Origin of the sequence: Paenibacillus sp. Cedars (assembly GCF_003184205.1) — a bacterium.
Classification (GTDB): Bacteria; Bacillota; Bacilli; order Paenibacillales; family Paenibacillaceae; genus Paenibacillus_AQ; species Paenibacillus_AQ glucanolyticus.
In genome coordinates this window covers 2586062-2611091 of sequence record NZ_CP020866.1, presented here as the reverse complement: position 1 = coordinate 2611091, position 25030 = coordinate 2586062, and the positions used below count along the sequence as shown (strand labels likewise).

Annotated in this window: 5 protein-coding genes; all 5 read right to left on the bottom strand. The window is 57.4% G+C overall.

From position 1 onward, the window contains the following. Positions 1–14: 14 nt before the first annotated feature. The gene (locus B9D94_RS13620; RefSeq protein ID WP_148247253.1) at positions 15–10280 is read right to left on the bottom strand and encodes a non-ribosomal peptide synthetase; all 10266 of its coding nucleotides are present in this window, start codon (positions 10278–10280) and stop codon (positions 15–17) included. Between the two features lie 14 nt (positions 10281–10294). Next, on the bottom strand, positions 10295–11098 hold the full coding sequence (locus B9D94_RS13615; RefSeq protein WP_006210239.1) for a CPBP family intramembrane glutamic endopeptidase: 804 nt from the start codon (positions 11096–11098) through the stop codon (positions 10295–10297). After that, the gene (locus B9D94_RS13610) at positions 11095–11904 is read right to left on the bottom strand and encodes a CPBP family intramembrane glutamic endopeptidase (protein ID WP_148247252.1); all 810 of its coding nucleotides are present in this window, start codon (positions 11902–11904) and stop codon (positions 11095–11097) included. The genes B9D94_RS13615 and B9D94_RS13610 overlap by 4 nt, the downstream gene beginning before the upstream one ends. Positions 11905–11908: 4 nt before the next feature. Beyond that, a complete protein-coding gene (locus B9D94_RS13605) occupies positions 11909–12781 on the bottom strand; it encodes a CPBP family intramembrane glutamic endopeptidase (protein WP_006210242.1) in 873 nt (290 codons plus the stop codon). An 81-nt stretch (positions 12782–12862) separates the two neighbouring features. After that, entirely contained in the window at positions 12863–25030 is a 12168-nt protein-coding gene (locus B9D94_RS13600) for a non-ribosomal peptide synthetase (RefSeq protein WP_148247251.1), read from the bottom strand.

Genomic DNA, 25030 nt, shown 5'->3' with positions numbered 1-25030 from the left:
CTTAGAATGTTGGTTCATACAAGCTTGCTTGCTGCAAGCACGGCATTGATTCTATTCTGTGCTCCGTCTTCTACCAACGCGCGTAGGATCACCGCATAATCATGCGACAGCGCCCGGACGGTCTCCTCCCGGAAAAGACTTGTCGCATATTCCAGCGCAAAATCGATCCTGCCGTCCTGCTCCAGCGCCTCAAGCGTTAGATCAAATTTACTTACGCCCGGATCGAACTCCTTAGGGTCGAATTCAATGCCGCCCGAACGGTAAGCGACGCGATCGATATTTTGCAGAATAAACATCGTATCAAACAGTGGATTGCGGCTGCGATCCTGATCGATTCCCAGCTTTTGCACCAAATCCTCGAACGGATAATTCTGGTGCTCCAGCGCCCGCAGCACATCCTCGTGCAGCTCAGACAAATAGTCGCCCACGGTCCGGTACGATTCCGGAAAGCTGCGAATCGCGACCGTATTGACAAACATCCCGATCAACCCTTCCAGTCCCGCATGATTGCGGCCCGCTACCGGCGTGCCGATAATGATATCCTCCTCACCGCTCCATTTGCTAAGCAGCATCGCATAAGCTCCGAGCAGCACGGTATACAACGTCGTGCCCCGCTCACGTGCAAATGCCTTGATCTGAAGTGTCAGCTCTTCATCCAGTCTGAAGTTGATCAGACCGCCCTCGAAGCTTTGCAGTTGCGGCCTTGGCAAGGCCGACTTGAGCTCAAGCGTCGGCAGCTCCCCATCGAACGCCTCCAGCCAGTAGCGCTCATGCCCCATATAGGCTTCGCTGCCGATCTGTTCTTCTTGCCATACCGTGTAATCCCGGTACTGGATATCCAGCTCCGGAAGCTCGCCGCCGCCGTACAACGTGGTCAGTTCCTGCAGCAGGACGCTGACGGAGACGCCGTCAGTAATAATATGATGAAAGTCCAGCAGCAGCAGATGGCGTTCCTCGCCAAGCGGGATTAATCCTGCCCGGAACAGCGGAAGACTGCCGAGATCAAACGGACGGATAAAGCGCTCCATCAGTGTGCTGATGCCGCCGAACAATCCTTCCTCTCCGCCTTCCCCTAGCAGCTTGACCGCAGCCATTCTCAGCCTGGCGCCCCGCTCCAGCGTAAATACCGGCTCTGCATGTATACGTTGACGGAACTCGTCCTCCTCGTGATGAAATGTCGTTCTGAGCGATTCATGGCGGCTTATCATCGCAAGGAAAGCTTCCTCCAGCCGCTCCACATCGAGCTTGCCCTGCATATGCACGGCGAACGGCACATGGTACATCATTGCCTCGCCCGAGATCAGCCCCATCATAAATTGGCGGCGCTGCGCTCTTGACATCGGATAGTGCTCGAGCTCCGGCTGCTTCGGAATGCGCGCGGTAGCCGCGGTTTCACTAGTATCCAGATGGGCCGCTAAACCTTCAAGCGTAGGATTCATAAAAATCTCGCGCAGCGGCATTTGAATGCTAAAGCGTTCCGCAATGCGGCTGACCATGCCTGCGGCCTTCAGGGAATGACCGCCAAGCTCAAAAAAGCTGTCCTTGGCGCTGATGACATCCGTACCAAGCAGATCCTTCCAAATCTCCGCCAGCTTGCGCTCGGTATCCGTTGAAAGCGGAACGAGCTCTCGTGTGTTCGCATCGGACGGTTCCGGCTTCGGGAGCGCCCTTCTGTCGATTTTGCCCGTTGGCGTAAGCGGAATGTCATCCAGAACGACCATGAAGGGCGGAAGCATATAGGAGGGCAGCTTATCACGGAGATATTCACGCAGCTGCGCGGGCAACCTACCGGATGGCGCCTCGCCGCCTTGCTCCGTATCCGTTGCTACGGCGTTCTGCAGGACAACATACGCACAAAGCGCATATTCCCCATCCTCTTCCTGAAAAGCGGTGACAACCGTTTCCTTCACCTGCTCATGGCGAAGCAGTTGCTGCTCGATTTCACCGATTTCAATCCGGTGACCCCTGATTTTCACCTGGAAATCGCGGCGCCCCCCATAGACAAACTCCCCATTTTCAAGTCTGCCTCCAAGATCACCCGTGCGATACATGCGTTCGCCCGGCACATACGGATTCGGCACAAAAGCGACATCCCATTCGGGATGGCTGAGATACCCACGCCCGACGCCCGGTCCGCCAATGCAAATTTCGCCCGTCACACCGGTCGGCCGCAGCTTCATTCCTTCGTCAAGCACCATCATGAGAGAACCTTCAATCGGTGTCCCGATCGATATGTCCTCGCCTTCAGTCACTTCACGGATGGAGGTCCACACCGTCGTCTCCGTCGGACCGTACAAATTAAACAATCTGGCTCCGGTAGCTGCGCGCAGCCTGCCGAGCACATCAAGCCTCAGCGGCTCCGCCCCGATCATCAATATGCGCAGCTTGTGCAAGCCGTCCGTTTCGCCTCGCTGATCCATCCACCACTTGAAGCGCGAAGGCGTAATTTGCAGCACATCGACGCCGTGCTTGTCGATCAGGCCTTGCAGTAAAGCGGCGTCGCTCCGTTCCTCTTCGTTTGCCAATACAATCCGCATACCCAGCGTAAGCGGCAGCAGATTTTCAACGACAAAAATATCAAAGGAGACCGATGCCATCGCCAGGATGCGCTGGCTCTTCTCAAACGGAATCCGCTCTCGGAAGCCGCTGATGAAATGAGCCAGCCCGCGATGCTCGATCATCACACCTTTGGGGCGCCCGGTCGAGCCCGACGTATACAGCACATACGCCAAATGGTCCGGCTTATGGATACATTCCGGATTGCCTCTGTCCGCCGCATACAGCTCCGGATCGTCCAGATACATCTCGGCAGCGGCTCTCGTTGCGAATCCCGCATATGTTTTTTCCGTCAGCAGAAGCGCTTCGCCGCAATCCTCAAGCATCCAGTCAATCCTTTCTTTCGGGTATGCGGGATCAATGGCGACATAGGCGCCTCCGGCTTTCAGAACACCCAGAATACCGACAAGCAGCAGCGGGCTGCGGGACGCCATTAGAGCGACCATGCTTTCAGGCCCCACACCCTTCGCCCGCAAGGAATGGGCAAGCCGATTCGCGCGTTCGTTCAGTTCGGCGTACGTCACCATCTCCGCGCCGAATTGAATCGCCGCCGCATCCGGCGTGCGCGCCGCCTGGCACTCCACTTCCTGCACGAACCCCGTCCATTCCGCCGTTGCTTGCGCGGAAACCGCACCTGGGCCTACTTGCCGCTCTGTCATGTCCTTGTCTGCTCGAGTTTCCATCCTGCCATTGCCCCCCTCTTTACTTGCGGCCTGTACCGGTATGCTTCCTCCACCCAATATAGCCAACAATTGCTTCCGCTCGCTCTCACTCATCAGCTCAAGCTCGCCAACCGTGCGACCCTGCGATCTGCACATCTCCTGCACGAGTACGGCATAGCTTTCCGCCATGCGTCGCGCCGTTTCCTCATGAAATAAATCCGTTGCATATTCCAGCTGCAGCTCGATTTCCGCTTCCCGCTCCACCGCTTCCAGCGTCAGGTCAAACTTGCTTGTCCCCGACTCGAACGGTATTTCGTCAAAGACGAGCCCGCCTGCTTCCATCACTGGCCGGTTCATATTTTGCAAGACAAACATGGCGTCAAACAAAGGATTGCGGCTTCTGTCCGCATCAATCTTCAACCCTTCGACCAGCTCCTCGAAAGGATACATTTGGCGCGAAAGCGCCTCAACGACATGGTTATGCAGCTCTGCTATATAAGCTCTTACCGTCTTGAGTCTTTCCGGCCTTGTCCGCAGCGCCAGCGTGTTGACGAACATGCCGATCATGCCATGCGTATCGGCATGCTCCCTGCCGGCGGAGGGGGTGCCCACAATCACTTCGGTCTGACCGCTGTATTTGGCCAGCATCGCGGCAAAAGCACCCAGCAGCACCGTATACAGCGTCGTCTTTTCTTCCCGCGCGAGCTTTCGCGCCGCCGCGGTTGTCACTGCGTCCAGCCGGAACGAATGGCGGCGGCCTTTATAGCTCGGCAGAGACGGCCGCGGTCGATCCGTTGGCAGCTCCAGCACAGGAAGCTTGCCTTCGAAGATTTCCATCCAGTACCTCTCATGCTCCGCATAAGCGGTATCGGCAAATCCGGCCTCCTGCCACACCGCATAATCGCTGTATTGTACGCGCTGCTCTGGCAGCGCTTGTCCGGCATACAGCCGCGACAGCTCATTCACCAGCAAACCGGAGGATACACCATCCGTAATCATGTGATGAATATCCAGCAGCAGCAGATGCTCTTCCTCGTTCAACCGGAGCAGCCCTGCCCGCAGCAGCGGCAGCTTGTCCAGATGAAACGGGCGCTGGAAGACTTCTATCAGACGCGTCACCTCAGCAAAGTCTGACGGCGCTCCCCGAAGGAACTCGTCCCTGGTGATCGCTGCGGGGTCAAGCGTCTCCAGCTTAAAGTCATACGGCGGATGAACCATTTGCCTGAACTCGTCCTTTGTCATATGAAAGGTTGTCCGCAAACTTTCGTGGCGACCGATCAGCGCCGTAAACGCGTCTTCCAGCCGCGCCGCATCCAGCCTGCCCTGCAAGCGGAGCGCGAACGGCACATGATACATGGTGGCGTCACCGCCCAGCATCTGCATCATATATTGGCGGCGCTGAGCGCGCGACATCGGATACCACTCCCGCCGCTCCGCCTTCGGGATCGGCTCGACCACCGCAGCGGCATCGACCCGCTCCTTCAGCCAGGTGGCCATTTCCGCAATGGAGGTAAGTTCGAATATCAGGCTGAGTGGAACATGGGCTCCCGTCGCCTGCTCCAGCTTGCCCGCCAGTACCGCAGCCCTCAAGGAGTGGCCGCCAAGCTCGAAAAAGTCGTCGTGAATACCGATTGGCCCAGCCGTATCGCCCAGCACTTCCTTCCAAATGGCGGCAACGCGCTCTTCCATCCCGTCTCGCGGCAGCTCTGCCTCTCTCCGTTCCCAAGGCCCGAATTCCGGCTCCGGCAAGGCGCGCCGGTCCACTTTCCCATTCGGCGTCAGCGGTATTGCATCAATTGCCGCGATATAGGCCGGAATCATCGCCTCCGGCAGCTTGTCTTTCAGCCGTCTTCGCCATTCCCGCGAAGGGAGTTTGTCCGAAGCGACCACATACGCGCACAGCTCCTTGTTGCCGCTTGCCTGCTCGCGGACGATCACAACCGCATCCTCCACCTCGGGAAAGGAAATCAATTGCGAACGAACCTCATTCATTTCAATCCGCACACCTCTGATTTTCACCTGTTGGTCGGCCCGGTCCACATACATCACGTTGCCGTCCGGCAGCCACTTCGCGATATCGCCGGTGCGATACATGTAGCGGCTCTCACGGTACGGATGGGGCAAAAAGCGCTCTGCTGTCATGTCCGGCTTGTTCACATAACCGTCGGAAAGACCGCTGCCGGCAATATACAGCTCCCCGGCTGCATTAATCGGAGCAAGCTGGCCGCCATAACCGAATATATAAATTTCCACATTGTGCATCGGGCCGCCAATCGGTACATAGCCGCCGCGATAAGCGCCCGGCTTGTACGCGTACATATTAGAGCAAACCGTCGCCTCCGTCGGTCCGTAGCCGTTCATAATCCGAATCTTTGGATTCAGCTTCGTATACAGCTCCAGCGTTTCGTCTTGAATCGGCTCAACCCCAACGAGCATTTTGTCCAGCGTAATCGCGGCAGCCGATTGCTCCAGCAGCCGCGCAACCTCCTTCAGCAAAGACGGAGGCAAATAAGCGAATGTAATGCGCTCACCCACAATCACCTCGGCAATTCGCCGCGGGTCAAGCAGTGTCGGCTCCGGGTAGAGCACCGTGCAAGCCCCGAACATCAGCGGCATAAACAGCTCCGCCACGCTGACGTCAAACGAAATATTGGTCAGGCTGAGACATCTGTCACTCTCACCGTATTGTCCGTCGAAAAACCTCCTGAGCGAATGTCCGAAATTGTAAAAGCTACGGTGCGGCACCATGACGCCCTTCGGCTGACCCGTAGAACCGGAAGTATAAATGACATACATCAGATCGGCGGCGTCTCGCGGCCATGCGGTGGCAGCTTCGTCTCCGCCGGAGAACAGCGCCTCATCCGCCATGTCCAGCACCTGCAAGGAGGCTGGCACACTGCTCGCGGCTACGGAATGCGCGCTGTCCGCGAAGACCAGCTCCGCACCGCTGTCCTCCAGCATATAGCGGATGCGTTCTCCGGGATAATGCGGATCCACAGGCATATATGCGCCTCCGACTTTCATAACCGCGAGCATAGCGGTCAGCATGGGGATGGAGCGCTCCGCCATGACGCCGACTACGCTGCCGCGTCCTACACCTTTGGCGCGCAAGGTTTGCGCCAGCGCATCGGTACGGCGATCCAGCTCCTGATAAGTCATGGATTCACCGCCGCAAGATACGGCTGGCAAATCAGGAACGGCCAACGCCTGCTCCTTGAAGCAATCATGCAGACAGCGCGGCGGCGGAAAGTCAGCTTCGCGTCTCCCCATTGCCAGCATATGCAGACGCTCCGACTCCGTCAGCATCTCCGCTTCGCCGAGCGCGGCGCCCGGACGGAGCGTCACGCTGCGCAGCAGCTGCACATAATGCCGCATGAACCGCTCGGCTGTCGCGCGGTGAAACAAATCAGTATTATATTCCACGACAAGCCGCAATTCCGCTCCATGCTCCACAGCCTGAATCATCAAATCATATTTGGCCGTGCCATGCTCAAAGCGCTGGTGGCGATACGACAATCCCGCTGATGAAGAATTTGGAATACCCAGATTTTGCATGATAAACATCGTGTCAAACAGTGGACTCCGGCTAGCGTCCCTTCTGTCCATCCATTGCGCAATTTCCTCGAAGGGATAATCAGCGTGGGCGTAAGCCCCGGTTGCCATCTCTTTCACTTCAGACAAAAAGGCACTGAACGGCTTGTCCGCGCGCGGATAGGCGCGCAGCGGCAGCGTGCCTGTGAACATGCCCGCGACCGCTTCCAGTTCGCGCCTTGTCCGTCCCGCAATCGGCGTGCCGACGACAATGTCCTCGGCCCCCGTATAGTGGGCGAGGAAAGTGTAATACGCAGATAGCAGCACCATGAACGGAGTCGTGCCCGATTCGGCCGCGAGGCTGCGCACAGCCGCCATCAATTCGGCCTCGACGTAAACGTCAAACGTTTCGCCACGATTGCCTTTGACAGGCGGTCGCGGGGCAACGGTCGGAAGCGCAAGCGTCGGCCAGTCTCCCCGGCATTGCTCGCGCCAATACCGTTCGGCGCTTCCGGAGAGCGGTCTGCTCTCCCGCCATACCGCATAATCCTTGTATTGCAGCGGCAGTGGCGGCAACGAACCGCCCTGATATAGAGTCATCAGGTCGGACAAAAGAATACCCGCCGACATGCCGTCGGATGCAATATGATGCATATCAATAAAAAGCACATGGCGCTCCGGTCCCAGCGTCAGCAAGGCTGCACGAAGCAGTGGAGCCTTATCGAGCCTGAATGGCAAGAACATGCTTTGCAGCAGGCCGTCTGCTTCCGCTTCATCGGCCTCCTTGCGGACCAGGTGAAAAGGTATGGCGGCATGAACACGCTGCCTGATTTCGCCGTCGATGACGTGGAAGCTGGTGCGAAGCGTCTCGTGACGCTCCACGATAGCTTGCAAGGCGGCCTCCAGTCGATCTGCATCAATGTCCCCGTCCAAGTGCAATAGTTCCGGCAAATTGTAGCTGCGATCTTCGGGCAACGCCTGCTGCTGCAAATACATGCGTTTCTGCGGGGATGACACCGGATAATGCTCTTGCGGTGCCGCCTTTGGAATCGGCTCCAATCTATGTCCGGACAAAGAGTAGGAGGCTTGGCCGGTCAACAGCCTGCCATGCCCGTCTGCTCCTGCCAGGCCAAAGCTAATGGACACTGCTTGTCCGCCATGCTCGCCGTTCGCCTCGTGTCTGCTGTTTTGAGCGGCTTTCGTTTGCTCAACGTTGTTTCGATTGTTCGTTCTTTGCGCTGTCGTAACGCCGTTCTCCCTGAGCCGCTGCTCGATCAGGACCGTTAACGAAGGCAGATCCGCATGCCCTAACAAATCCGCCACCTGAATGTGAATACCCGCAAGCTCGCTGAGCTGATTTACAATTTTGAGCGCAATAATGGAATCTCCGCCAAGTTCATAAAAATCGGCATTCGTAGGCAGCTCGTCATAACCGAGCAGCGCACCCCAGACATCTGCGACATGCTGCTCCCATTCCAGACCGGAACGCTCCCCGGTTAACGCAACGCCGCGGCGGCGCTGACTCTTCATCCCGCCGCTCCGCCGAAGCGTGGCTTGCCATCTGTCAAACGTCTCGTTCATTTCTTGCCCAAGCTCCTCGGGAATATCTCCACCGATCGAATATCCGCTCCAGTGCGCAAATGGTTTGTGAAGCGTCGCTCCGGCGCGCGCCTCCTGCACCCAACAACGGGGAGAATCGAAAGGATACGTCGGAAGCGGCAGCCGATGGCGGCGCTGTCCTAGGTAGAACGCCTTCCAGTCGATCTCGTATCCGCCCACGTAACGTTGGCCCATCTCCAGCGCTTCTATTTCCCGTTCGTCTGGAACGGGTTGCTGCCGCATATTCCCGGCTGCTGCCGTATTGACCGTCCCAAAACGAACGTTCGGCAGCGCAAGGCCGGCCAAGCCGCTTTTGGCTGCGGCATGCAAGGTCTCGGCAAGCTCTTCCCAATGGCTTGCCACAATCGCCAGCCGATACCGATGGGCTCCCCGGCCGACGGCCAAGGTGTAGCAAAGATCGGCCAGGCTGCCGCTCTCATCGCTGCGATGCTGCGCAGCCCAGTCCCGCATGAGCAGCACGAGCCGCTCCAGTGCCGTCAAACTGTGCGCGGACAAGCAGAAGAGCTCCGCTCTGTCCGAGCGGCCCGAAGGTATTCCGGCTGGGGCCTCCTCCAGCACAACATGGCAGTTGGTCCCGCTCATGCCAAACGCGCTTACTCCGCATCTTCTTGCTTCGCCGTCCGTCTCCCATGGCGTCAATTCGTCATTGACATAAACGGGCGAATCCACAAACGGAATGTTGCGGTTCGGCGAGCGGTAATGAAGCGTTGGCGGAAGCTGCTTGTGGACAAGCGACAGGATCGCCTTGAGCAGCCCTGCAATACCGGCGGCATGGTCGAGATGGCCGATATTGGTTTTCAGCGAGCTGATCGCGCAAAATTGGCGTTTGTCGGTATATCGCCGGAAGGCGCGCGTCAGCCCGTCGATTTCGATCGGGTCGCCAAGCGGGGTGCCCGTGCCGTGCGCCTCCATGTATGTCACCGTTTCGGGATCAATGTCCGCATCCTGCCAGGCACGCGCAATGACGTCCTCCTGCGCGAGAGCGTTCGGAGCAGTAATGCCGACCGAACTGCCGTCCTGATTCATCGCGCTGCCTTTGATGACGGCATAAATGTGGTCGCCATCCTCCTGCGCGCGGGAGAGCGGCTTCAGCAGCAGCGCAATCACGCCGTCGCCGATACCCGTTCCGTCCGCCGAGTCGTCGAACGTTCTGGCCCGGCTGTCGCTTGACTCGATGCCAAGGCGTATGCCGGTATCCAGCGGGAGCACGTTAATTTTGACACTGCCCGCAATCGCTGCCTCGCATTCGCCGCTGCGGATCGATTGGCATGCCAGATGGACCGCTACCAGCGAGGAGGAGCAGGCGGTATCCACACTGATCGCCGGTCCGCGCAAATTAAGCAAATACGAAATCCGGCTCGGTATCATGGAGCTCAGATTGCCGGGCGCCGCCATGGACAAGGCCTCCGGGTCCAGCGCTTCGATGATTCGCTTGTAATCATGCAGCATGTCCCCGTTATAGCCGATAAAGACGCCTGTGCGCGAACCGTGCAGCGCATCTCCGCCGTACCCCGCATTCTCAACCGCGCCCCAGGCCGTCTGCAGGAACAGGCGCTGCGCCGGGCTCATCAGCGAGGCTTCCTTGGGCGAAAGTCCGAAAAAAGAATAGTCAAAACCTGAAATATCTTCGATATACGCCCCGTCAAAAAAGGAAACGGGGCCAGTTTGCGTCTCCATGCGGCGCAAATACGGCTTCAATTCCTCCTTGCGGGACTCCGGAAACCCGCCTACCAGATCCTTGCCGTTCTGCAGAAGCTCCCAGAAGGCATCGTGCGATTCCGCGCGCGGCAGCTTGGCGGATATCCCGACAATTGCAATATCCTTGAGGGAAACATTGGAGACGGAGCCCCCGCTCCGCCCCTTCCGCCCGGATGTGTCCTTTTTGGTATCCAGCAAATCCAGTTGAAACATGACACTATTCCCCCCTAGCTAGTAATGGAAACACTGACGGCCTGTTCTTTTTCTGCCCTTCCACCGCTCCCGCGCAGCAGCAGCAACACATGCGCCGCAATGCCAAATCCGCTGATCAGGGCTAATAATCCAAGCGTACCGGACTGCCAATCGCCCGCCCATTGCAGCACGATATACAAGGTGGCTGTGCTGCACACATGGGCCGCAAGCGACCCCCAAAGCGAATGCGAGCCCGCGCGAACGGCACCGTAAAGCATCGCGCCCAGCGCCGCAAATGCGCCAACCGTCACATTCATAAATACCGCACCGAACAATACGGCCTGGAGCAGAACCGTCCACAGAATCGAAAGAGATTGATTGAGTGTATGAAACAGCATGCCTCTGAACAGCCATTCCTCCAGCAAAGATCCCAGCAGCAAGCTGCCGAGCATAAAAATAATCAGGCTGCCGCCGGCAACAAAAGCGACCAGATCCGAAATGGCCGGAAACGTCGCTTTTATCCACGGAAGACGGGCAAACGCGGCAATAAACAAGCCGAGCCAGATGCCCGTCCCTGCGGACAGCAGCAGCGATCCCCTGCGCGGAGGAACAAACCCCAGATCCTTCAGTGAAATTTTTTGCCAGCGCAGCAGCGGAAGATAGACGGCAAGTACAATGATATTGGATACAATCAGTACAATGCCGGAATTGCCTTTGATCCATTCTTTCAGCACGGAATTGCTAATCCCGTTGTAAAGCAATTGATTCACAAGCATCACAATCGCCGCATAAATGACCAAATATAATACGGTATTTCCCGCTATTCGTAATCCCTTCACAGAGGTGTCACCGCCTCAGAAGACAACGGCGCGGAGATCGAAGAGCGATGCTTGACCGCAAGAAATATGCCAACAGCAATCATGACGGCCGCCACAGCCATCCAAGCGGACATCATAGTAACATCCGTCGTCTCCGGCCCGTAATGCCACAGCAGGTACTGACTGCCCTGACAGGCAACTTGCGCTGCGATCGGCGCCCAGATGGATTTAAACCAGACATACAAGAGCGCAAAAATAACCGCGCCTAGAAAACCATACAGCGACAGCGGAATGTCTCCGAAAAAGAACAGCGCCCCGTATAACACGCCCTGAATCACAATGGCGATCCAGACCGGGAGCACGCGTCTGAACTCATTCATCAGAATGCCTCTGAACAACGTCTCCTTGTAAATATTTCCGAGAATCAGGAAAACCAGAAATACATACCATTCCGCGCGGTTCAGGTAATCAAACAATTCGCGGAACTGATACTTGTCCGTTGCAATGGCAGGAAGTCGGGAGAATGCGACTGTAAACAGGCCGGCTCCAAGCCCGATCCATAAAGCGATGGCCACCGATTTGCCGCTCATCACGCGAAACTTAGCCGCCTTAAACAGGTTTTCCTTGAATATAAACCTCCAGGCCAGCAGCATGAGTGGCAAACCCACCATATCGTTCAAAATAATGACGGTTACCGTGTTCTGTTCAAACCACGTGCTTCTGGGGTAAAGATAATCGAAAAATAATGTCGTCACGGTAAAAAACCATGCAAAATACAGCCCGATAACAACGGCCACGCGGGCCAGCATCATTCCCCACGCCTTCATGCGGTTAGCCCCCCTTTTGTGCTGTCGGCGGCACGTCAGCCGTCAGTGCTTGACCGGCACGTGTGCCGATGCCGCCGTTGCCGGAGGACCGCCAGACATAGACGGAACCTCCAATCAACGCCGCCAGACAGAGCGCTGTAATGATATACAGCGAAACATCGCCGAGTTTGTCAAACCATTCGTAGAACCCGATGTATTTAAATAGAAAGATGGTGCCCATGGCCGTATTCTGTACCAGGATCGGTGCCCACAGCGACCCGGTGCGCAAATACAGCACCCCGTAAATCAGGCCCGAACCGATGCTGATGATTGAAAGGGCCGCGCTCGGCTGGAAGTAGGCGTAAGCTGCGGCTTGCAGCACCAAGGCCACATATACCGGCATAACCCGGCGAAGCTCCCTGAAAATGAGGCCCCTGAACAATATTTCTTCAAATGCCGGCCCAATCAAACCGGCGCCAAGAATGACGTACCAGATTGAATCCCCCCTGATCAGATCGTCAACCAGCGCGGGAATGGACGGAAATTGCCGTGCAATATCATCAATGACGATCAGGCCGATGCTGAACAAACTTCCCGCAAGACCCAGGCCGATCATGAGCAAGACGCGCGAGGCGCTCAGCCGCTTGAAGCCCGACGCGCGGAACAGATTTTTTTCCGCATGAGGCCAGATCCATCCTTTGATGCGAAAGATCAGCATGTACACAAGCGTAATCAGCGTGAACAGAACGACCATAAACATAGCCGGGTTGCGATCCAGAAACTCAGCAAAAGTCAGCGTCGCTTCGTAATGGTAAGTCGAGCGAAGCAGATAGAGCAGCGCATAAAAGACCCCAATATAAAGCGCGATATTCCCTATCACGGACAACACTTTTTTCACAGGAAAGCTCCTTTCTTTCTTCTGTCAGATGTATGCTCAAGTCTCGGGCGCAGTCCAGCTTGTCCAAAGGTTTGACCCATGCTACGCCCTCGAGACGGCACTGTCTGCTGTGGTGCGATATTGCTCGACCACGCTCGACAGCAGCTCCAGATAAGCGGAAGCCCAATCCAGCACCGACTCCTTGCCGAGGCGTCGGGCGTTGTAAGTCCACACCCCGCCAAGCTCTGGCCCTTCCGCCCCGCTTGGCGATGCAGCGCCATCCATATACAGCACAACATCGAATCGTTCCAATAACGTCTCCCGTTCCTTGAACCCGTGCTGCGCTGCTCCTGCAAATAACGGGAACAAGACAAATCCGGCTTCGGCTTGCGGGTGCTTTCTGATTTGTCGCACGGAGTAACATTCTCCTGCGCTCGCCCGCTTGGCGGCATGCCGCAGCAGCGTATCGAAATCGCGCACCTCTGCAAAGTCGATTTCCTTCGGAGCAATCAGACCGTTATCCGTCATGGCTGGAAGCACAAGCCGACTGCTGCCGGACTCTCCTCGCCAGAAGTACAGATATGCGGCATACGCCGCGGCTTCAACCGTCACCGAGCGGGATGCTGCAAGTTCCGCAAGTCCTTTCGCAACCACCTGGTCCAGTTGGAACTGAACGCTGCCGATACGCTCCGCGGCATAGCCGCTGCTGACGCAGTCGTCTGCCACCAGCAGACCGGTCCAGCTCCAGCTCGCGAGCTCCCGATTTCTCGACTCCAAATACGCCGCAAGCGATGAGATTGTTGGATAGGTGAACAGATCCGTTACGCCGAGAGCGCCGGGATATAACGTCTCCAGCCGTTGATGCGCCCGTACCAGCAGCAGCGAGTCTCCCCCGGCATCGAAGAAGCGATGATGGATGCCGAAGTCGTCCCTTTGCAGAATTTCGCGCCATACGGCGGCAATTGCCAATTCGTTATCGCTTGTCGCTTCAACAAACGGAGTGCCGCTACCCGTCTTAAGCTCCGGCTCCGGCAGCGCCTTTCGGTCGATTTTGCCGTTTGGAGACAGGGGCATAACGGGCAGTTCCATCACGGCCAGCGGAACCATATAATCCGGCAGGCGCAATGCTGCAAAATCCCGCAACTCCTCAAGGTCCACAGGTTCGGTGCAAACGATGTACGCGCATAAATACTCGCTTCCGCTCGCGGCATCCCGCTTCATGACCACCGCTTCCGAAACCGCTGGATGACCGCGCAGCACATGCTCGATTTCCCCGCATTCGATACGCTGGCCCCTTATTTTCACCTGATGGTCGATTCGGCCCAAATATTCGATTCTTCCGTCAGGCAGCCATCTGGCAAGATCTCCTGTTCGATACATCAGACTGCCCGCCGCAAATGGATTATCGACGAACTTTTCTTCCGTCAAATCGGGCCGGCCGATATAACCTCGCGCCAGGCCCACGCCGGATATGCATAGTTCCCCCGCAATGCCGACAGGCTGGAGCTTCATCGCTCCGCTCATGATATAGAGCGAAATATTGTCGATCGGCTTGCCAATCGGTACATTGATCGAAATATCGTTGATCGGAATATCGCCATCAGAGCAATCGTAAAAGGAAACGTCCACCGTCGCCTCGGTCGGGCCGTACAGGTTCACAAGTCTGGCATCGAATGGAACTCCGATCCGCTCGCGGAACCGCCGCACCTGATCCGCAGTCAGCGCTTCGCCGCTGGCGAACACATGACGCAGGCTCTCCAGCCTGGCCTCGCCGCGCAGCAAGCTCGGATGCTCCAGGAACAGGTGCAGCATGGACGGCACAAAATGCATCGTTGTTACGCCATGCCGCCCTATCGTATCCATCATAAGCGCGGGGTCTTTTTCGCCGCCTGGAGGCAGCAGGACCAGCTTGGCTCCCGCAAAGCTCCACCAGAACAGCTCCCAGACCGATACGTCGAAGGTAATCGGCGTTTTCTGCATAATGACTCCGCTTGCGTCCAGTCCATATTGCTTCTGCATCCAGCCGATCCGGTTAACAACGGAATGATGCTCGATCATGACGCCTTTCGGCTGTCCGGTCGATCCCGAGGTATACAGCACATAGGCAAGCGAACGTGAATCATGCAGCTTCTCCACAGGGGAGTCGTCCCGTTCCTGCGCCAGCGCCTCATGAACGTCCATCAATGACGCGAACGTCTCCAGCTCTTCCGAGGCTTTGCCCAGCGTCAGGACAAGCTCGGCTCCGGAATTGTCCAGCATGTAGCGTATTCGTTCCGGCGGCAAGCCCGGCGCAACAGGCACATAAGCTCCGCCCGCCTTTAGCACGCCAAAGATTGCAATCATCATCTCCAGGCTGCGATCCATTACGACGGCCACGCGATCCTCGCGCTTGACACCTTGCCGTCTGAGTGCCTGCGCCAGCCGGTTTGACTTCCGGTTCAATTCCGCATACGTCAAAACTCCGTCCTCCGCCGCAACCGCAACGGCCTGCGGCGTTTCCACCGCTTGTCTTTCGAGGTAAACCTCCACCGTATCGCCGCCTGCATACGGCGCTGTCGTACGATTGAACTCTTTGCTCTGCTTCTCTGCCTCAGCGGCGCCCTGCAATCCGATCCCTCCGAGCGGCTGCTCCGGCTCGAACAGTGCAAGACCGACAATACGGAAATACCATTCCGCCATTCTGCATATGCTGTCTTCTTTAAACAGCGACGTTGCATATTCGATCATCAAGGCTGCGCCTTTTGGGCCCTGATCCGCAATCTCAAACGTCAAGTCCAGCTTCGAAACGCGATGGTCCGGCACTTGCGCCTCAAATTGCAAGCCGTCCACCGCCACCTGTCCGGCCTCCCTATACTGCATGACAAACATCGTGTCAAACAGCGGATTGCGGCTCAGATCGCGCGGCACATCCAGCATCGTCACCATGTGCTCAAACGGGAGCAAGCTGTTATCCAGTGCCGCAAGCACTGTTTCTTTGAGCTGCTCGGCTAACGCTCTGAACGACAGCTCGCCAGATGGCTGGCTTCGAATCGGCAGTGTATTGACAAACATGCCGACCAGAGACTCGGTAGCGGGATGGAAGCGGCCGGCGATCGGCGTGCCGACAATCAGATCGTCTTGCCCTGTCATCAGATGGAATAACGTATGGTAAGCAGCGAGCCAGATATGGAATGGCGTAACGCCCCATTGCTCAGCCGCCGCTCCGATGCCCTCGACAAGCCCCGCCGGTATTCGCAGCTCAAGCTTGGCGCCTTCGAAGGTTTGTTCGGGCGGACGCGGATAATCGGTTGGCAGCTGCAGCACAGGAAGTGTACCCGCTAGCCGGAGTGCCCAATATTGCTCTTGCTCCTCTCTTGCCACTGAAGCCATCCACTCCTGCTGCCAAACGGCGGCATCCTTATAGTGAATGGGCAGCGGCTGCAAGGAGCCGCCGCGATACAACTGCTCGAAATCGCGCGCCATCACATTCATGGACAAGCCGTCGGCGACGATGTGGTGAATGTCCAGCAGCAGCGTATGCCGACTTTCGCCGTCTGTCGCAAGAAACGCCCGAATTAACGGAGCCTTCCGCAAATCGAACGGGCGGACGACCGCACGCGTAAATGTATTCAAGTCCGCTGCATCCATCAAGGCAAACACGGCGAGTTCAAACGAAACCCACTCATGGACACGCTGTACAGGCTTGCCGTCTGCCCAGTCAAAGCTGGTGCGCAGCGGTTCATGGCGGTCAATCAAGCCCTGAATCGCCTCGCGAAGCCTGTTCTGATCAAGTTTTCCCGTCAGGTTCAGCGCGAGCGGCAGATTGTAGGCCGTGCTGCCCGGATAAAACTGCTGCAGCACAAACAACCTGTTCTGCGCGAGTGACAACGGGTAGTAAGGCCGACTTTCCGCCTGGGCAATAACCACGGCCGGCTTGGAGACTGCGGTGTCGATGCGGGCCGCCATTTCCCGCAGCAGCGGAGTCTCGAACACATCCTTCAATGCATATGCAGCTCCATAACGCTGCTCGATCAAGCCCGCAAGCCGTGCGGCGCGCAAGGAATGGCCGCCTAATTGAAAGAAATGGGCTTCTCTCCCGATCACCGACGGGTCGTCCGGCCCGCTTGCAGCCAGACCGAGCACCTCCTGCCACAGCTCGGACAGCCGCTGCTCCGTTGGCGTAGCAGGCGCTTCGCCGTGAGCCACCGGTTCAGCGAACCGGGGCTCCGGCAGGCGGCTGCGATCTGTTTTGCCGCTCGGATTCAGAGGTAACGCTTCCATAGCTACAAAATATGTAGGAATCATATACTCCGGCAGCAGTTCCTTAAGTGCATCCCGAAGACTCACTTCCTCCGGCTTCTCCCCGTCCACTGTCACGAGATATGCGCATAGCGCCGGCTCTCCCGCATGGTCCATCACCGCCGTCACCACGGCATCGCGAACTTCTGCCTGGCGGAGCAGCGCGTGCTCAATCTCGCCGCATTCGATGCGGAGACCACGCAGCTTGACCTGATGGTCAAAGCGTCCCAAATATTCAATATTGCCGTCCGGCAGCCACCTTGCAAGGTCCCCGGTACGGTACAGCTTCTCTCCTGCGGCAAACGGATTCGGAACAAAGCTTTGCTCTGTCAAATCCGGCCTGTTGCGATATCCGCGCGCAAGACTGGCACCTGCGATACACAGCTCGCCGAACACACCGATTGGCTGCGGTCTCATCCGCTCGTCCACAATGTGGAGCCGGATGTTCTGGATGGGCTTGCCGATCGGAATCGCACCCGCCCCAGCGTCCGGGCAATCGTAATAGCTGACATCGACGGTCGCTTCCGTCGGGCCGTACAGATTGATGAGCCGTCCTTGGCTGCCGCCACGCTCCATCAGGCGGTAAAAACCTGCGACATGCGCGGGCTTGAGCGCTTCGCCGCTCGCAAATACGTACCGCAGGGATCTTAGCTCGCCGCCTCTGCCGCTGTCCGCCGCGTAGGGCAGGAAGACGCCCAGCATAGACGGCACAAAATGCATAACCGTAACCGCCTGCTCCTCAATCGTGCGCAGCATGACCGCTGGCTCCTTCTCCCCACCGGGCTCCAGCAAATAAAGCGATGCACCGGCAAAGCTCCACCAGAACAGCTCCCATACGGAAACGTCAAACGTGATCGGCGTTTTCTGCAAAATAACGTCTCGCTCATTCAACGGATAAGCCGTCTGCATCCAGTGCAGCCGGTTGATCGCAGCGCGGTGCTCCACCATAACGCCTTTGGGTTGGCCGGTGGAGCCTGATGTATAAATGACATACGCCAAATGCTCGGGGCCTGCTTGAGGCGGCAAAACCGTTTCTTCTTCGCCAAGCGGCAGCTCCGATGCGGCGGTAGTCGCAAGCGCGTCCAGATCTAGCGTTTCCCCCTGAAAGGCCGGGAGCGTATGAATCCACTTGGTCCCCGCCAGAAGCAGACTGGCCCCGCTGTCCTCCAGAATGCCGCGGATCCGCTCGGGCGGATGCTCCGGGTCGAGTGGCAAGTAGGCCCCTCCCGCCTTGAGCACCGCCATGATCGCAATCATCATGGACAGCGAGCGCTGGGCGGCAATCGGCACAATCGTCTCGACCGCAACCCCCTTGCTTCTTAGCACGGCAGCCATGCGTTCAGCGCGTTCATTAAGCTCCCCATACGTCAGCGAGCCTTCTGCCGATCGCACCGCCGGGAGGTCCGGCCACCGCCGCGCGGACTCGGCGAACCATTCGTGAATCGTCTTCTCCATCGGGTACGGAGATCCCGTATTATTCCATGCCGCAATGGCAGCTTCTTCGGCAGGTGTCGTCATTTCAACGTCGCCACAGATCAGGTCGGGGCTGGCAGCCGTTTGCTCTAAAATGTAAAGCAGCCGCGCCGCCAAGCGCTCCATCGTACCTTTATCGAACAATCCCGTATTATACTCCAGCACCGCCCGCAGATCGCCTTCGCCATCGCTGTACAGATCGAGCTTGAAGTCCAGCTTGGAGGTTCCGTGGCTGACAGGCAGAGGCTCCATGCTCCAGCCGTTGCCGCGCACCGCCAGTTTCTCGTCATCAAACTGGTTGTGAAGAATCAGCATCGTATCGAACAGCGGATTGCGCGAAGGGTCATGCGGATACGGGGTCGCTTCCATCATGTGCTCGAAGCTGACATCGCCATGCTCGTATGCGGCAAGCAGACGCCGATGGGTCTCATCCACAAACGCCAAGATCGGCAGCTCGTCCGCCACCTGCATCCGAATCGGCAGAAACTGGTTGAACATGCCGATCATCCGGGCCGTGTCCGGATGCGACCGGCCTGCCGCCAAAGCACCGATTGCAAATTCCGACTGATGCGTTGTTCCCTTGAGCAGCAGCGCGTAAGCCGCAAAAAGCAGGCTGTTCAAGCTAGCTCCGGCGCTTGCTGCTGTTTCTTTCATCCGTGCGACGAGTGCCGACGGAATATTGAAGGTATACGTATCGCCTGCAAATGTCTGACGGTCGCCGCGCGCCCGATCCAGTGGCATATCGAGCGGCGCCGAAGATTCAGCAAGCTGCTCCGTCCAAAACGCCTGACTTGCCCTCACCCGCTCTGAGCCGGACTGTCGCTCTTGCCAAACAGCATAATCCTTGTAATGCAGAGCCAGAGGCGCAAGTTCTGCCCCGTCGACCAAATCGGCCAGCTCCTCCAGCAGCAGCTTAACGGATATGCCGTCCGCCGCGATGTGATGGATGTTGAGCAGCAGATAAGCCTCAGCTCCTTCCGATTCGGGCCGGCAATAACATGCAGCGAGCTGCGGCACGGAGCCAAGATTGAGCGACCGGAAAAACGGTCTCAAGCATTCCGGCAGCGGCGTCTCTGCGAGCTCCGCCGTTTGCAGAACAAAGTCGGCCGAATCGTGCACGATCTGGGCCGCAGCACCGTCGATCCAGTGATAGGAGGTCCGCAGCGGCTCATGCCGTTCGATCAACTTCCGAAGCGCTTGTCCAAATCCGGTTTCATTAACCGTACCCGTCAATTTAAGCGCAAGCGGAATATGGTAGGATAGTCCGATATCAGCTATGTTTTCCGCCAAAAACATGCGCCGCTGCGGCGGACTCAGCGGATAGGATGCGGCTTGTGGCGCGGCCGTAACAGGTTCGTACGCTTCCTTGGCTGCCCCGTCGATCCAGGCCGCCTGCTCTCTGACCGTCGGCAGCTTGAAAATTTCCTGAAGCGGCATGCGCACCCGGCAATGCTTGTAGATGGCCGAGGTCAATGCGGCCGCTTTCAAGGAATGACCACCATGCTCAAAGAAGTGGTCAACCGCGCCAACCTTTCCTGCATGAAGCACTTCTTGCCACAATCCGGCAACAAGGACCTCCGTGTCCGTGGCGGGCGCTTCATAGGGGGCCGTGCGCTCCGGCACAGGAAGACGTTTTATGTCCACCTTGCCGTTCGCGTTCAGCGGAAGCTTATCCAACGGCACAAACGCGGCGGGAATCATAAATGCCGGCAGCTTTCCAGTCAGTTGGCTCCGAACGCTTGCCTGCTCTTCTGTTTGCTCCGCAACGATATAAGCGCATAAATAAGGCGCGCCGTCATTCTCGATCAGCGCCACAAACACTTCCTTGACGCCCGCACAATCCAGCAGCCTGCTTTCGATCTCACTCAATTCAATCCGGTAACCCCTCAGCTTGACCTGGCTGTCGATTCGGTCCAGAAACTCCAAATTTCCGTCAGGCAAGCGGCGAACCAGATCCCCGGTGCCGTACACGGTTTCACCTTCCCGGAATGGATGCGGCCGAAATTTTGAAGCGGTCTGCTCCGGCAAATTCACATAACCGGATGCGACACCGTCGCCCGCAATCCACAGCTCGCCTGGCACCCAATCCGGCTGCAATCGGCCCTGCTCATTCAGCACCAGCGTTTCTGAACGTGCGATTGGCGCACCGATCGGCACGGTGGCCGTCCCTTGTCCATCCCATGTTTCAGTAATCGGATAACAGGTAGCAAACACCGTTGTTTCCGTAGGGCCATAGACATGCAGCAGCACACCCGGTCCAAGCGGGCGCAGCGCTTTGCGGATATGCGGCACGGAAGCCCGCTCTCCGCCAAATAAAATATGACGCAGGCCGCGCAGCGACTCCAGCCCATGATCGACCAGCGTATTGAACAGCGCTGTTGTCACAAAGAACACGGTAATGCCGCTGTCCTTGATCAGCTCCGTCAGCCGCATAACGTCGGCAACCTCTTCCTCGCCAACCAGCGTCAGCTTCGCGCCGTTCAACAGCGCACCGTACAAATCGAAGGATGAACCGTCAAAGGCGTAGTTGGAAAGCTGCAACAGCGCATCGTTTTCCGAAATGCTTATATAATCGGTATGGTAGGCAATCCGGGACACATTGCGATGCGTGGTCAGAATCCCTTTCGGCTTGCCCGTCGAGCCGGAGGTATACATGATATATGCGAGATCATCCCCAGCGCCATCGATGTCCAGATCATGCCCGGACCCGCCAGCCCATTTCGTATCCAGTTCTTCCATGTCGACGACATCGATGCTGTCACCGGCAAGCCGGGCACCCATCTCCATCGTCGCGGCTGCAGCCACGATGACCTGCGCTTCCGTATCCCGGAGCATAAACAAAATCCGCTCTTCGGGATATTGCGGGTCAATCGGGACATAAACGGCTCCCGATTTCAGCACAGCCAATATCGCCGCAATCATATCGGGCGAGCGACGCAACAATAACGCCACCTTCGCCCCCGGCGCAACGCCGCACCGCGCAAGCACGCGCGCGAACCGGTTGGCACGTTCGTTCAGCTCGCTGTAGGTATACGTCCGCCCGCCCATTTCAACGGCAATCTGCTGCGGAGTTTCCGCCGCTTGCCGCTCAAACAGCCTGTGCAGCGACAGCTCCTGCGGCTGCTCGGCGAATGAACGGCCAAGCCGGAGCAGACGATCCCGTTCCTGCGCATTGACGGGATCAAGCTCGCCAAGCGCTGCATGCGGCTGCTCGGCGACGGCCCGGGCCAACGCTACATAATGCCGGGCCCATTGCGCAGCGGCCCGCTCATCGTACAAATCCAGCGCATACTCCAGCGTAAATGTGATACTAACGCCGTTATCCACGCACTCCCAAGTCAGGTCGAACTTGGCCGAGCCGCTGTCCATCGCTTGGGGCGTATAAACAACATCTTTGCTCTTCCATTCGGGCAGCTCCATATTTTGCAGCGTAAACACCGAATCGAACAGCGGATTCCGCCCATATGCCCGCTCAACATTCGCCAGCTCGGCTATTTCTTCATAAGGCACATCCCCGTTGCCTATGGCGGTCAGCGCCTCCCCGTGGACCTGCTTCAGCCATTGATCGAAGCGCAAGCCGCTTTGCCCGCGCAGGCGGATCGGAACCATGTTAACGAACATCCCGACTACGCCTTGCAGCTCCGGCCGCATCCGTCTCGCGGCTGCCGTGCCGATAACGATGTCGGATTCGCCCGTATATTTCGCAAGCAGAGCATAATAAATGGATAGCAGGACGGTGTATAACGTTACGCCCTCGCGTCTTGCCAACGCCCGCAGCGATCCGGCAAGCTCCGGCTCCAGCTCAAAGCGCTCCATTGCCCCGCGATAGCTCGGCGTCTGCGGTCTTGAACGGGGGGACGGAAGCGCCGGAGACGGCACACCATCCCGAAAGATTTCGCGCCAATAAACCTTCTGGCCCACAAGCCAGCGGCCATTTCGGTCCGCTTCCTCCCACAGCGCGATATCCCCACTATGTATGGACAACGGCTCAGGTAGGTTCCCTTCGTAAAACCTCGTAAGATCGGACATCAAAATGCCCATCGACGTTCCGTCCGTCATGATATGATGCATATCCAGCAGCAGTACGCTTGACTCGTGCTCCAGGCGCACAAGCTCCATGCGCAGCAGCGGCCCTTTCTCCAGAGGAAACGGCTGCAGGAAGCTGCGCTGACGCAGCGCCAGGTCATGCGCCGACCAGCTGCTTCCGTCAACGACCGCAAGCGGCAACTCGATCGCCTGCTCGATGCGCTGCATCACATGGCCTTCTTCCATATAAAAGGACGTCCTCAGCGCCGGATGACGCTCTATTAGTGTCCGCCATGCTGCGCGGAATCGTTCGATATCGAGCGAGCCCTTCACCTGAACCGCAAACGGCAGATGGTAATTGAGCAGCCCCGGATTCAGCTGCTCCAAAATGAACAGCCGCTTTTGCGCCGAGGTCGCAGGATAAACCGTCCGCTCTTCTGCTTTAACCACCGGTGGAGGAGCGTCTGTGGCAGTACCCATGCTCTCCTGTGTCCTTTGCTCCAGTAAAACGGCCAGCGAGCTCACCGTATCATGCAAAAACAGCTCGGTAAGCGTAAGTCGGGCGCCAAACGCCTCTTGCAGCCTGGCGGCTGCATCAGCCGCCTTGAGCGAGTTGCCACCTTGCTCGAGAAAGCTGTCATTTCGGCCTATGGCATCCTTTTTCAACACCTCACGCCAGACGGACACGATCCGCTCTTCCGTTTCCGTGGCCGGCTCCAAGCTGGCATCCCCACGTATGACATCGCCGCCTTCAACATCATAGAGCTCGAGCGTGGTCGCCGCTTCCAGCTCTTTCAACTCGGCAAGCGCTTCTGCAAACTCTCCTGCGCGCAGCGCTTCCGCCAATACGTAGCGTTGAATTTTGCCGGAGGTCGTTTTCGGAATGCGCCGAACAGGGACAACAAAAGCAACGTCCAGACCGGCCGATCCGTTCAGCCGTTTTTTCACCTCGGTCATCAGCGGTACAAATCCGCTGATCTTGCCACGATGTTGAATAAAAACAGCCATCGCATCCCGTTTGGTCATGTCATCCTGAACGGCGGCAATCGCCGTTTTCCCGATTTCGGCCCCTTTCAGGCTGCTGATCAATGCCTCCAGGTCATGCGGATACACATTTTGCCCATTGACGAATATGACGTCCTTCATGCGACCGGTCACATAAAAACGTCCTTCCAGCAAGAAACCCAAATCTCCCGTATTCAGCCAGCCTTCCGGAGTAATCGTTTGCTTGTTTACATCAGGTCGCTTATAGTAGCCACTTGTAACGTTGCGGCCTCTAATATGAAGCAAGCCTATACTGCCTGCAGCCGTTGGTTTTCCCGCTTCGTCGCAAATGCGCACCTCGCACTCTTGTACGGGGAAACCAAGTTCGACGATCTCGATCGCAGTATGGTCCCCGTGTGCAGCCATTCGTACAGGCTGTCCGACAGCGAGTGATTGTCGCTCAAGCAGAGCGGTATTCAGGTAGTCTTTCGTCCCAGGGAACGTCACGGCCAAACTCGCTTCCGCAAGCCCGTATACCGGAAAAATGCAATTCCCCTTTAACCCGTACGGCTTCATCGCCTCCAGAAAATCGCGGCAATGGGCAGCCGATATCGGTTCGGCCCCGTTAAATATCAGCCTGACGCAAGACAAATCCCATGCGGCCGCTCCTTCCGGCTTCCAATGCTGCAGAAAATGCACATAACCGAAATTCGGCGAAGAGAGGCATGTCACCCGATGCTTATGCGTAAGCTCCAGCCATTTCATCGGATGAAGCACAAACGTCGAGGTCGGCAAGTGCAGCTGATTCATGCCGCAAAATAGCGGAGAAAGATGAAAGCCGATGAGCCCCATATCATGCGTCAGCGGCAGCCAGCTTAGGGAAGAATCCTGCTCCGTCGACTGTGCTCCATGGATAATGGCTCGCATGTTCGACAGAAGATTGCCGTGCGTCAGCACGACCCCCTTCGGGTCTCCGGTAGAGCCCGATGTAAACTGGATGAATGCGGTGTCCGTCTCGGCTGCGTCATAAGGCTCCGCCTCGGGCCTGTTAGTATCCACAGCCGCCGCAAGCACCTCCGCAATCGGCACGCTGCCAGACTCGAGCCCGGCCAGCGCCTCCGCTTCTCCGTGCTTCAAAGCGTAGCCTTGAATTCCCGGCCAAAGCTCCTCATCGCATAGAAATCTAAGCGCTTCCAACTGCTTGCATACCTCGATCAGCTTTTTGCGTCCTTCGTCCGTACGCGCCGCGGTCACAGGTACGGGGACAATGCCGCCGAGCACACAAGCCCAGAACAGGAGGATAAACCGTTCATTATCTTCCGTCTGCAAGACGGCAAAGTCGCCTGGCTCAAGGCCCTGCTCGCGCAGCAGATGGAGCGCTCTTCCGGCCAATGTTAGTAATTGGCCGTACGACAAGTGGCGTTCCTGACCGCTTTCGCAAAATAAAATTCCAGTATCGTTTTCCTTGCGCTCCAGCAATACGCCGGATAAATTACGGATGGTTCTCAT